The 12,922-nt window shown below is 65.6% G+C and carries 6 protein-coding genes; 3 read left to right on the plus strand and 3 right to left on the minus strand.

Annotation, left to right across the window (positions count from 1 at the left end):
- Nucleotides 1–28: 28 nt before the first annotated feature.
- Genes ACQPZ2_RS03730 through ACQPZ2_RS03740 form a run of 3 tightly spaced genes read right to left on the minus strand, consistent with a single transcriptional unit; the run spans nt 29 to nt 9,716 of the window.
- The gene (locus tag ACQPZ2_RS03730; RefSeq protein ID WP_433524304.1) at nt 29–1,348 is read right to left on the minus strand and encodes a phthiocerol/phthiodiolone dimycocerosyl transferase family protein; all 1,320 of its coding nucleotides are present in this window, start codon (nt 1,346–1,348) and stop codon (nt 29–31) included.
- Nucleotides 1,348–2,538 (minus strand): FAD-dependent monooxygenase, encoded by a 1,191-nt coding sequence (locus tag ACQPZ2_RS03735; protein WP_433524305.1) that lies wholly within the window; start codon nt 2,536–2,538, stop codon nt 1,348–1,350. The genes ACQPZ2_RS03730 and ACQPZ2_RS03735 overlap by 1 nt, the downstream gene beginning before the upstream one ends.
- Before the next feature lie 5 nt (nt 2,539–2,543).
- Complete coding sequence (locus ACQPZ2_RS03740) at nt 2,544–9,716, minus strand: amino acid adenylation domain-containing protein (protein ID WP_433524306.1); 7,173 nt, start codon at nt 9,714–9,716, stop codon at nt 2,544–2,546.
- A gap of 275 nt (nt 9,717–9,991) precedes the next feature.
- Between ACQPZ2_RS03740 and ACQPZ2_RS03745 the strand changes: the two genes are divergently transcribed.
- From ACQPZ2_RS03745 to ACQPZ2_RS03755, 3 genes are all read left to right on the plus strand, one after another.
- A complete protein-coding gene (locus tag ACQPZ2_RS03745) occupies nt 9,992–10,921 on the plus strand; it encodes an SDR family NAD(P)-dependent oxidoreductase (protein ID WP_433524307.1) in 930 nt (309 codons plus the stop codon).
- The gene (locus ACQPZ2_RS03750) at nt 10,918–11,751 is read left to right on the plus strand and encodes an alpha/beta fold hydrolase (protein ID WP_433524308.1); all 834 of its coding nucleotides are present in this window, start codon (nt 10,918–10,920) and stop codon (nt 11,749–11,751) included. Before ACQPZ2_RS03745 ends, ACQPZ2_RS03750 begins: the two co-directional genes overlap by 4 nt.
- Before the next feature lie 101 nt (nt 11,752–11,852).
- Nucleotides 11,853–12,791, plus strand: coding sequence for an esterase/lipase family protein (locus ACQPZ2_RS03755; RefSeq protein ID WP_433524309.1), 939 nt, complete (start codon nt 11,853–11,855; stop codon nt 12,789–12,791).
- Nucleotides 12,792–12,922: the final 131 nt, after the last annotated feature.

A 12,922-nucleotide genomic window follows, 5' to 3' on the forward strand; every position in this document is an offset into this window, starting at 1 on the left:
CGACGGCGGTTTTCGGGGTTGCCCGTGGTCAGGACGATGCTTGTCGGACCAGATCCAGCGTGTCATCCGCGATTCGCCGTGCGCGCCCCTCGGATACGATCCCTTCGATATAGGTGAAGTTCCAAAACAACGCGCCGTGGCTGGAATTCACCGTACCGACGTAGTATCCGCTCATCGAGATCCCGGCAATGAACTGGGCACCGGATAACCGCCACGGGCCGATCCGGTGCGCGAAATCGTAGCGGCCGATATTCGACAGACAGATATTGCCGGGTCCGCGCTGCTCGGCCATTCGCATGGTCTTGGCGCTGTGCGCCAACGACTTCGGTGTAACGACGCCGAGCATCGAGACCAGAGCGAAGCATCGGTCCGCCGAGGACCGCTCCCGCAGGTCCTTGTTCAAACGTGCCGCAGTGGACCAGAAGTCGACGGCGGGACCATATTCGAGCACGGTGGGCAGGGTGCACACATAGGCCCCCGCCTCCTGCGTCCCGACCGGTGGCGCCAACTCGCCGCGGAAGTCGACCGGTGAGCCGATACTCAGCTTGTCGGCGCGCCCCGGCGTCAGCTGCGCCCCGATGGCGGAGGTCAGTGCGGCACCGAGGGCTCCGTGCACGGAGACGTCGTGTGCCCGGCAGGCCGCGCTCAGCCGCGCGAGTTCGTCGCCGCCGAGTTCGCGCCGGATCAGGCGGGTGCGCCGTGCCGAGGGGGCCACGCCGGCTTGGGGCTCGAGTCGCCTCGGCCGAGCGGCGGCACGGTTCAGCTCCTCCGCGAGCGCGACCCGCACGGAGCGGGCCGCGCCGAGCACACCGCGAAACTTCCTCGGCAGCCGCTGTTCCGGCGGATCGAAGGTATCGAGTTCGGTGACCGCGCCCGGCGCGGTCGCGGCGAAGGTCACCAGATCCTGGAGCAGGGTGAGCGCCGAGGTACCGTCCGCGATGACGTGGGATACCACGAAGACCAGGTCGTGCGCGGCGCTGCCATCGTCGAGCCGCACCGCGACATGCAGGATCCTGGCCAGCGGTCCGCGCGTCCAATCGGTCGATTCGGCGAGTTCGACACCGTCGACCTCATGCTCCCAGGTGCGGTCGTCGCCGGTGATGGCGCGCACCGTGATCGCCGCATCGGTCGGCACGAATCTCGGGTTCGCGCCCTCGGCGTCCGCCGCGATGGCGACTCGCAGCAACGGATGCCGCCGAGCCAGCGCTTCGGCGGCCGTGCGCAATGTCGCCGTATCCAGCTCACCGTGCACCCGCACGCGCGATATCACGTTCAACGGCGAGACCTGATCGAGAATCCAATACCAGCGTTCGATCGGGCTGAGTGGTCGTGCCAGCGAAATCGGCATCAATTCACCTGTTCCGGCGCAGGCATCGGTTCCACAGTGAAGCGCATCGGCTCCATATTGACCCGCTGCAGCACCGTGGTAGGAACGTACTTCAGCAAGAGGTTCCGCGCCGCGCACGCCACCGGATCGGCCAGTTGTTCGGTCATGCTGAGGCGTCGGGAACCTGCCACGAGAGCCCTGGTGCGCGGAATCCGCGCCTTCTCGTAATCCCGCAGTCCGGCGGCCACATCGCCGCCGGAAGCCAGGCGCACCGCCAGACTCCTGGCCAGTACGTAGCCGTCCTCGATAGCTGACCCGGCGCCCTGACTCAGGCTGGTCAGCATCGGATGCGCGGCATCGCCGACCAGGGTGACCGGTCCGGTGCCCCAATGCGTGGAGAACGGCCGGTCCTGGGCGGGCACCGCGACAATCGCCGCTTCGTCGGTTTCCCTGATCGCCTGGCGCACCTCGGGCGCCCAACCCGCGAAGGCCGCAAGTATGTCGTCCTTACCGCCGCGCCAGTCGCGCGCCTGTGTGGCAGGCATATTCTTGGTACCCCACCAGTAGGCGCGGCCGCCACCGATATCGATGAGACCGAAACGCTGACCGGGACCCCAATAGTGGCCCGCATAGCCCTCGGTTATCCGAGCGTGGCGGAACGGGATGATCGCGAGCCAGCACAGATATCCGTACTCCGTCGGTGGTCGCTCGCCTTGCAATCGGGCACGCACGACGGATCGGATACCGTCGGCGCCGATCAGCAGATCGCCGACGGTGCTGCGGCCGTCAGCGAAGCGCACCTCGACACCGCCGTCCGCGCGCACCGCATATCCGGTGGCGCGCGCGTCGTAGTGGATCGGGGTATCGCCCGCAGCGGCATGCATGGCGTCGATCAGCTCGTTGCGGTGAATGGTGATGATCGGGGTGCCGAGTTCGGCAGTGATCGCCGCGATCGGTATCTCTCGCATCAGTTCGCCTGCCGCCGTGCGCAATTCGAACTTGCGCATGGTCTGCGCTATCGATCCGAACTCGATGCCGAGTGCGTCGAGCACGGCGGTCGCGTTCGATGCCAGCCCGAGGCCGGTTCCGGTCTTGCGCTGTTGCGGTGCCGCCTCGAAGATTTCGACACCGATGCCCGCACGGCGCAGCGCGGCGGCGGTGGTCAGACCGCCGATGCCCGCGCCGAGCACGATGGCTTTCGTCCTGCCCATTCGTATTACCGCCCCACCGTGCTGGTCACTGATTCCGTCGCGTCGAGCGCGCCCGCCAGTGTGGTGGCCAGCGCCGCGACGTGCGGATCGATCATCATGTTCAGGTGATCGCCGGGGATCGACACGATGTCGAGCGATCCCACGACGTAATCCCCCCAGCCATTGGAATCGCTGTTGTACATGGTGCCCGCGATCTGATGGGCCATATCGACCCCCGGCGGCAGACCTTCTTCGGCCCGCAGCAGGGTCACATCGCGATCCAGTGGTTTCAGCCGATAGTTACGTGCCGCAGTCGAATTCGCCTCGAAGATGTTGTACAGCCGACGGATCGAGCGGGCGGAACTGTCCGCGGGCAGAATTCCGGCTTCGATCGCCTCCGCCAGCATGCGCGCGAACAATTCGTCGGTGTCCTCGATCTCGTCTTCGAAATCGAAGGCGGCCGCGCCCGCGCCGCGCGCATACCAGAGCAATTCTTGGAAGAACCAGCGCATCAGGGATTTCTCCGCGATGGGTGCGCGTTCGCCGGGCCGCAGGGCAATGGTGTCGAGCAGCGTGAGACTGGCCACTTCGGATTTCGGCAGCTGACGCGAAATTTCCAGCGCCACATAGCCGCCGAACGACCAACCGGCGAGATGGCACGGCCCGCCGGGATGTACTCGCCGGATCGCCTCGATATAGGAGGCGGCCAACTGCTCCATGGACCGGATCGGCTCACTGCCGATATCGGCGCCCGCGGCCTGCAGGGCGTATACCGGACGATCATCCGGCAGGTGTTTGGTCAGCGGGAGATAGCACAGCACATTTCCGCCGATCGGATGCACCAGGAACAGCGGAGCCACCTCCGGATTCCCGGTTTGCAAGGTGACCAGCGGATCGAAGGCGCGGCGACCGTCATTGCGGACGATCGCCGCGAGTGCGGCCGCGGTGGGGGCGTTGACGAAGGTGTCCAGCGGAATTTCGGTATCCCAGCGGCGACTCATACTCAGCACCACGCGCATGGCCCCGACCGAGGTACCACCCGCGTCGAAGAAGTTCTGGTCGGCGCCGATAGTAGGCAACCCCGCGAATTCGGCCATGATCTCGGCGACGGCGGCCTCGATCTCATCGCGTGGCGGTGTGTAGTCGGCCGCGTCCGCGACGAAATCCAGGCGCATTTCGCGCAGGGCGCGGTCGTCGCGTTTACCGCTCGGCGTCTTCGGCAGCTCGTCCAGCCAGGCGAACTGGGCGGGCACCATGTGCGTGGGGAGAACTGTGCGCAGCCGGGCGATCAAGGCGGGGACATCGGTATTCAGTTCGTCGCCGACCAGGAAGGCGGTCAGCACACCGTCGATGCCGCCGAATTCGCGCGCCACCACGGCCGATTCGCGGATGCCTGGAAATTCCCCGGTCAGGGCGCCGATCTGCAATTCCACCTCGGCCGGTTCCACCCGGAAGCCGCGAATCTTCACCTGGCTGTCCGCGCGGCCTTGGCACACCACCGCGCCGGTTGCCAATCGGAAGCCGAGATCGCCTGTTCGGTAGACGATTTCGCCATTCGGTCCGGCAGGCACGAAGCGTTGTGCGGTGAGGCCGCCCCGTCCCTCGTAGCCCGTCGCGACCGCGAGCCCGCCGAGGTAGATCTCGCCGATCATGCCCGTCGGTACCGGACGCAACCTATCGTCGAGCAGGTGCACCGAGGCGCCGTCGATGGGGTAGCCGATGGGCGGCAATGCGGGCAGTTCGTAAGGCGCTCGGGTGAGCGGCTGACTCAGCGCGACATGGGTTTCCGTTGGGCCGTACTGGTTTTCCAGTAGCACGTCCGGAAGTGCGGCGAGCAGTGTCCGGATCTCCGGCGTCAGTCGCAGCTGCTCACCGGAGGAGGCCAGCACGCGCAAACCCGTCGGGTAACGATCGGTGGCGATGGCGGTTTCGGCGAATGCCTGTAGCGCGACGAACGGCAGGAACAGCCGCTGTACATTCTCGGTGATCACGGTGTCGAGCAATGCGGTCATATCCGAGCGATGGGTGGCTTCGGCGAGCCGCAGCAGCCCGCCCGCGGCCAGCGTCGCGAAGATCTCCTGGAAGGAGACGTCGAAGCTGAGCGGTGCGTACTGGATGGTGCTCAGTGCGCGGGTCCCCGATGCGGTGTGGTTCTGCCAATCGACCAGATTGGCCAGCGCCCGGTGCGGCATCACCACGCCCTTGGGTTCGCCGGTCGATCCTGAGGTGAACAGCACGTAGGCGGGCGCTTCGGGGGCGATGACGGGCAATGGCCCCACGGGGTCGCCCGTTGCGCCGGTGAGTGTTCCGGCATCCAGCAGCAGGTTCCGGTCGGTGACCAGTTCGGCGTATTCGGCGTCGGCGATGATCCGGGCCGGCTTCGACCGGTCGATCATCAGCCGCAGGCGGTGCTCCGGATAATTCACATCCAGCGGCACACATACCGCGCCCGCCTTCGCGATCGCGACGACGGTGGCGATGAGCTCTGGTCGCCGGTTCATCAGCACGCCGATTCGCGCGTGCGGCGGTAGTCGCAGTGCGACCAGCTTTCCCGCGATAATGTCGACGCGCTCGGCGAATTCGTCGTAGGTCCAGGTCAGGCTATTCGACCGGACCGCGAGCGAATCCGGCTGGCGTGCCGCGCGATCGGTGATCTGCTGTGCCACATCGGCGGCGCGGATCCGGGCGCTGCCCGTATCGATCGGACCTGCCGGGTCGTCGATAATGCAGGTGAGCATCCGGATGCAGGTTTGTGCCAGGGTGTCGCACTGCTCTCGGGTGAGCGAGGTATCGCCGTCGACACGGATCAGCATCCGTCCATCGCGCGGATCGGTGGCCACCGTCAGCAGCGCAGGGAAGTTCGTTTCCTCGCGTACGTCGAATCCGCGGAACTCGATGCCCGCCACTGCGGTGACCGTGCTGAAGACGTGGTAGTTCACGAAGTTGAACGCCGTCTCGAATACCGAACTGCCGTGTGACCGGCCGGATCCGCTCGCGGCGATATCGGCAAGGATCGCGCGCAGCGGATAGCGTCGGTGCGGATATTGGTCGCGCTCGCGCTGTGCGACCTGCTCGACGGCAGCGAGCCAGGTGACGGCGGTGTTGTCGAGACGTATCGGGAGTGTGTTGAGGAACAGTCCCGCAACGGATTCCGCGTCGGCCCGGCCCGGCCTGCCGTGGCCGATCACACCGGTGGTCACGTCGACGTGGCCCGTCAGTGCGCGCAGGGCGAGGCAATGCGCGGCGAGGAATAATGCTTTCGTCGTGACCTGATGTTCGGTCGCGAACCGGGTTGCCGCGGCTTGGAGGCCGCGCGGTAGGACATGGGTCACCCGCGGCTTCTCGATCGGATCGATTACGGGCAGATGGGCCAGTGCGGATGGCAGCGCCGTCGGATTCGAACCGGCGAGGAACTCCTGCCAGTACTGCGCATGCCCGGCGTCGGTCTCGGCCAGCTGTTCGGCCTTGGCGTATTCGGCGAGCACGGTGGAAGACAGCGCTCGCTGGTCCAGTGCCGGAATCTGGAAACCGATGTGGCTCAGGTAATCCTGGAGCAACGATCGCATGAGATTCGCCACACTCCAGCCGTCCAGGATGGCGTGATGAAAGCTCAGAACGAGGTCGATGGTGTCGGCGTGGATATAGGCGCGCAGCCGGAACAGCGCGGCGGCACCGATGTCATAGGCGAAATGCCTACGCTCCTGGATGTATTGGTCGATCTCGCGCGCATCGGCGTCGGTGGCCACCGACAGCACCTGCTCGACCCGATGGTGCACGATCTGCAGCGGTATCGAATACGAGGTCAGATCGAACGATGACCGCAAGGCGGGTTGGCGGGTGACGAGCCGGTCGACGGCGGCTCGGAATTCCGTCTCCCGCCACGGCATTGCCACCCGGTATCGGAATACGTCCTTGTACAGGGTGGAATCCGCCCGCTCGGCTGCGTGGAAGAGCATGCCGAGCTGGAGCGAGGTGACCGGGAACGCGTCCGCGGCGAAGTCGACCGCGGCCCGGTCGACCAGCGGCAGCAATTCGAACCGCGCCGCGACATGGTTCGGAGTCGACTGCGGATGGTCGGCGACATGTGCGGCCAGTTCCGCGATGGTCGGCTTGGTGAACAGCACATCCACATCGAGATAGAGCCCGCGCTGTTCGGCGGCGGTGCGCAGGGCCAGCGCCAGGATGGAGTCACCGCCGTGGGTGAAGAAGTTGTCGTGGATGCCGATCCGGGCGCCGAGCACCTGAGCGCACAGTTCCACCAGTGCCCGTTCGGTTGCGCTGCGCGGTTGCGCACCCACGGTGGTAACCGCGTGCGCGCCGGAGGCGGCCAGCGCACGGCGGTCCAGTTTGCCGTTGGCGGTCAGCGGGATCTCGTCCAGTTGAATGATCCGGCTCGGCACCATATATGCGGGGAGGTGGCGGGCCAGATGTGCGGCAACCGTCTCGTCGCTCGCGCTGCCCGCCGACTCAGTGACGAAATAGCCGATCAGATAGCTACCGTGGGATTGCGATGGTTGGTCGATCACGGCCGCGGCTCGTACGCCGGGGCAGGCCAGCAGTTGGTTCTCGACTTCGCCGAGCGTCACCCGGTTGCCGCGGATCTTCACTTGATCGTCGCGGCGGCCCAGATACTCGATGGTGCCATCGGCCAGCCAGCGGGCGATATCGCCGGTCCGGTAGCGACGACCGCCCGGTACCGACGGATCGTCGACAAAGGCGGCGGCGGTGAGATCGGGGCGGTCGAGGTAGCCGCGCGCCACGCCGACTCCGGCGATGTTCAACTCACCCTGCATACCGAGCGGAACGCGTCTCCCGTTGTCATCGAGGATGAGCAGTGTGATGTTCTCGATCGGGCGGCCGATCGGGACGACCTCGAGTTCCGTTGCACCGGTGGGGCAGTCGAAGTAGGAAACGTCGACGGTGGCTTCGGTAGGCCCGTAGAGGTTTACCAATTGCGGTGTTTCGGGCAGCGCCGCGAAGACCTTGCCGAACCGTGACACCAACTCGGCGGGGAGCGCCTCACCGCTGCAGAAGACGCGTTCGAGCGTCGAAACCCGCCGCAGTGCTGCGGGATCACGGCTCAGTTCGGACAGGAACGGTCCGAGCATCGACGGTACGAAATGCATGACCGTGACGCCGTGTGCTTCGATGGCATCGACGATCCGACGCGGATCGCGCTCACCATCCGGTTCGAGCAGTGCGACGCGCGCCCCGGCCGTTGTCCACCACATGAGTTCCCATACCGACACATCGAAGGTCGCCGGTGTCTTCTGCAGGATCACATCGGTCGAGTCGAGTGGGTACCGATTCTGCATCCACGTCAGCCGGTTCACGACCGACCGATGCTCGACCATCACGCCCTTGGGCCTACCGGTCGAGCCCGAGGTGAAGATCACGTATGCCAAATCCGATGGCGCGGTGCGTGATTCGCCCGGATCGTCGTCGTATTCGGGGTAGACGGTGAGCCGGGTGAGCTCCGGGCCGGTCGCGGCGACGTCGAGGTCCGGCGTGGTGATGGCGTATCGGGCCCGGCTCTCCTGGACGACGGTGGCGATTCGGTCGGCCGGATAGTTCGGATCGATCGGAACATAGGCGCAGCCCGCCCGCAGCACACCGTAGATCGCGATGAGCAGATCGGGAGAACGCCGCAGCACCACCGGGATTCGCTCATCGCGCTGGACGCCGCGGCGGACCAGGTCCGCGGCGAGTCGATCAGCCTGTGCGAGCAGTTCGCCGTAGCTGAGCACGGTGTCCTCGAAGACCACCGCGATCGCGTCCGGATCGCGTGCCGCCTGTTCGGCGAAGATCCGATCCAACGTGGTGTCCGGAAAGTCGACGGTCGGACCATTTTCGAGGGCGGCGAGCGCGGCCCGATCGACGTCGGGCAGCCAGTCGAGTTCGCGGATGGGGACATCCTGTCGTGCCAATGCCGCGCGCAGCAATCCGGTGACCTGCCGAATTGCCGCGATGATCGGGAAGTCGGTGTCGAAAACATCCTGGGATTCGAAGATATGCAGGTCCAGGCGGCCATCGCGTTCGTGCTCGACGGCAACGATATTCACCGATTCGGCCACCGTGCCCGCGGAGAAGATCCGGGAGCGCTCCATCAATCGCTCGATGTGGTCGGACGACGGCATCCGGCTGTAGGAGTAGGTGACGTCGAACAGGGTCGGCATGACCGCGTGACGTTCGGTGAGGGCACGAACGATGTCGCCGTAGGCGAAGCCCTGGCGCTTCTTGAGCTGTCGGACCTCGCCTGCGATGCGCGTGGCCACCTGTAGCAGGGTCGGGTCGCCGTCCAAGCGCACCCGCAGCGGCACCATATTGGTGAAGTCGCCCGCGGTCATCATGTCCTCGGGCGTATTCCGGTTGAGCATCGGCACGCCGAGCACGATCTCATCGGTGCGGTGCACGGTCGACAGATATGCGGCGATGGCGGCCGAGGTCACGGAGAAGATCGAGATCCCGGTGCGGCGAATCGCTTCGACCAGTTCCGGATCTACCCGGAAGGTCTGCGACCCGCGCCGGACGGTGTCCAACGAGGCCGTGCGCGAGAACAGCGCGGGTACGACGCCGTCGAGATAGCCGGTGAACCACTCGCGGTCCGCGGACCAGCGCTCGGACCCGCGGTACTCCTCCTCCCGTTCGGCAAACGACAGATACGACGGCATCTGGTAGTCGGGTAGGTGGTCGATGGGAGTCTTGCTCTCGTAGTCGGTAATGATCTGTCCGAGTAGGAGATTCATCGTCCACGCATCGCCGACGGCGTGGTGCATGCGACCGTAGAGGTAGAACGACTCCGGGGTATCGATGAGAATCGCCAGCCGGAACATCGCGGAATCCGCGGTGATGGTGCGTCGATTGGCCGCGAGCATCCAGTCCAGGCAGGCCTGTTCCGGATCGGGCGCGCCGGAGAAATCGTGCACCTCGAGCTCGGGCAATTCATTGCTGATACGTTGCCGAAGTTCACCTTCGGTGAACTCGATGCGCAGGCGCGGCGCGTCGTTGCGGAGGAAGGTCAGTTCCGCACATCGGCGCATCCGTTCCGTTTCGACCGCTGTGTCGATGTGGCTGTAGCCCGACGCCTGCACGATCGGCAGGTCTGGGTGGCGCGATGCGACCGCCATCAGGTCACGCTGATACGCGGTCAGCGGCCGATACTTCTCGGTGGACTCGGATGAATTGGAACGAATGACCATCGAACGTCTCCTACATTTGTCTCGGCGCACAACTGCCGAGCCAAATGTTCGTTAGGCAGCACGAAATCCGGTGTGACCGAAGATAATTCAAGTGGCGAAGTCCGAACCCCCGCGCTTCGTTGCGCACATTCGCCCGCCCGCTTGCAGCGCACGACCAGATGTGCCTACCTTGACTTGTCCTACCCGTGGGTAGCAAGTGTCGACCTATCCAGATGTCGCCGATCGTGACAACTTTCACCCTCGGCGACCGATTGTTTGACGAATATGAGGTACTTATGCAAGCGACCAATTCGGTTGGACCGCGCGGCGTGGTTCTCGTCACCGGTGCGTCGTCAGGATTGGGGCGGGTGGCCGCGATCCATCTCGCGGCCAAGGGATTCCAGGTGTTTGCTGGGGTGCGATCGGATGTCGTCGGCAAGGAGTTGGCGAACGAGTCCGAGCGGCTCGTTCCGATCCATCTCGATGTCACATCGGAAAGTGCCATCGCGGCAGCCGGGGAAAGGATCGCGCAGACCTGTGGCGCGGACGGTCTGCTCGGTCTGGTGAACAACGCGGGCGTCTGTTATTCGGCGCCGCTGGAATGCCTCAGCAGCGAGGACCTGCGGTATCAGCTCGAGGTGAACGTCATCGGTGCGGTCGCCGTGACCCGGACCTTCCTGCCGCTGCTGCGCGTCGGCACCGCCACGGCCGGTCCGGTCGGCCGGATCGTCAATGTCGGTTCGGGTGTCGGCCGGGTGGCCTCGCCGTTTCTCGGCGCCTATGCCGCATCGCAATTCGCGAAGGAGGGGTTGTCCGATTCGCTGCGGCGCGAACTCGCGGCCCAGTCGGTCAGCGTCTCGGTGATCGAGCCGGGCGCGATCCTGACCCCGATCTGGGGCAAGGTTTCCGATACCGCGGAGCGCGTGCTCGAACAGGCCCCGCCCGATATCGCCGCGCTCTACCGCGCACGCTTCACGGCCTTCGTCGCGATGAACGAGGGACTGGCGAAGTCCAGCAGGACCAAGCCTGAGCAGTTCGCCAAGGCGGTGGAACATGCTCTGACAGCACGCAATCCGAAGACCAGGTACCGGGTCGGCCTGGACTCGCTGGCCTCCACCCTCGCCGCCCGACTGCTGCCGGATCGCATCCTGGACTTGGTGCTGGCCAAGTCGACCGGGAGCAATTCCGCCGTGGTGCAGACTGTTTCGGCGATGAGCACGCGATGAAGGTGATCGAGCTGCCCGCAGGGCCGATCGAATATGTCGAATCGGGCGAGGGTGCGCCGGTGGTGTTCCTGCACGGTGCGATGAAGGATGCCGCGGTGTGGGATCGGGTGGTCGCGCAGCTGCCGACGGGTTTTCGCTACATCCGGCCGACATGGCCGCTGGGCAGTCATCGCCTGCCGATGCGCCAGGATGCCGATCTGACCGTGCGCGGACTCGCCGCGCTGGTCGACGACTTCTGCGCGAGCTTGGATTTGGATCGCGTGACGCTCGTGCAAAACCATTGGGGCGCGGCTCAAGTCATGCTGGCAGAGGGCTATGGCAAACGGCTGCGAGCGATCGTCGCCTGTGCCTGTGAAGCGTTCGACAACTATCCGCCCGGGGCGGCGGGCCGGGCCTTCTCCAGGGCCGCCCGGGTGCCGGGCGCGTTCGCCGCGATGGGCTGGGTGACGCGACGTGCGGCGGTGCGCCGGATGCTGGCGGGCAATGACGCGACTTCCCTGCGCCCGATTCCGGCGGAGCTGTCCGAGCGCTGGCAGCTGCCCTTCGCGACCGAGGCCGAGGTGCGCAGAGACGTTCGAAAGATCCTGTCCGACGACTATTCCCGCGATCAACTGGAGCGATGGGCGGCGGCCGTCGCCGGATTCGACGGCCCCGCCCTCGTGGTCTGGGCTGTCGGGGACAAGCTCATGCCGCGTGACCACGGCGCCCGGCTCGCGGCCGCCTTCGGCGATGGTGAACTCGTCGAGATCGCCGACAGCGCCACCTGTATTCCGCTGGACCAACCCCGGCGGCTCGCCATCGAGATCGCCCGGTTCTTGGCTGCGCACTGAACTTCGCTCGGCGATTCCTTCCGTGAGTTGTCTCAACTGCCTCGGGTGCGACGATAAGTTGCGCTACGTTCTGGAACACGTTCCAGATTTTGGAGGTCTCCATGCGGCGTGTTTCCGGGTCCGCAATCGTCGTTGCCGTGCTGGCCGTGCTGTGGGTCGGTGCGGGTGGTAGTGCGCAGGCCGAATATCCGGTCGACTACAACTTCTTCGCCGGAATCCCGAATGAGCTGGTGAATCATGGTGGCTCGCTGCCGGGTTCGAATGATTGGGGGTGTCAGCCCAGTGCGGCGCATCCGAATCCGGTGGTGCTCGCACACGGTACGGGTGGTGGGGCGCAGACGAATTGGGGGCTGTACGCGCCGCTGCTCGCGAACGAAGGTTACTGCGTCTTCTCGTTGACCTACGGCGCCTACGATCTGCCGTGGCCGATCTCCGCGGTCGGCGGGATGCTGCCGATCGAGCAGAGCGCGGTGCAGTTCGCGGCGTTCGTGGATCGGGTGCTCGCGGCGACCGGGGCGAGCAAGGTGGACGTGGTCGGGCATTCGCAAGGCACGGTGCTGCCGAACTACTACGCCAAGCGGCTCGGCGGTGCGGACAAGATCGATAAATATGTATCGATCGCACCGGCCTGGCGCGGTACCAATGCGGGCGGCGGAGCGGATGTGGCCGCATTCGCCGACCGGCTCGGCGCCGGGCCGTACTTCCAGGCTGCGGCGGGTTCGCTGTGCCAGGCCTGCACCGAGTTGTTACGCGATTCAACCTTCCTGCGGGATCTCAACAGCGACGGCGTATACGTTCCCGGCATCACCTACACCAACATCATGGGCAGCCTGGACGAGATCGTCGTCCCGTACGACTCGGGCTTCGTGCCAGGGCCGAACGCGACGAATATCGTGGTCCAGGACGGTTGCGCGATCGACTTCTCCGAACATCTGGCGATCGCGGGCAGTCCGCGCACCGCCCGCTTCGTGCTCAACGCCCTCGATCCGGCGCATGCGCGCGAGGTGCCGTGCGAGTTCGTCCCGCCGTTCACCGGGTGACACCCACGGCTGGGAAGCGGCGAGCGGCGATTTCGCTGAGGGCAAAACCTGAGCGGAAACGTATCCCGCAACTAGCACGTTATGAGTGAATGACCGTGTTGTCGCCGGTCCCCAATAGGGTGGACTGGAGG

The organism is Nocardia pseudovaccinii, from assembly GCF_050942345.1.
Classification (GTDB): Bacteria; Actinomycetota; Actinomycetes; order Mycobacteriales; family Mycobacteriaceae; genus Nocardia; species Nocardia pseudovaccinii.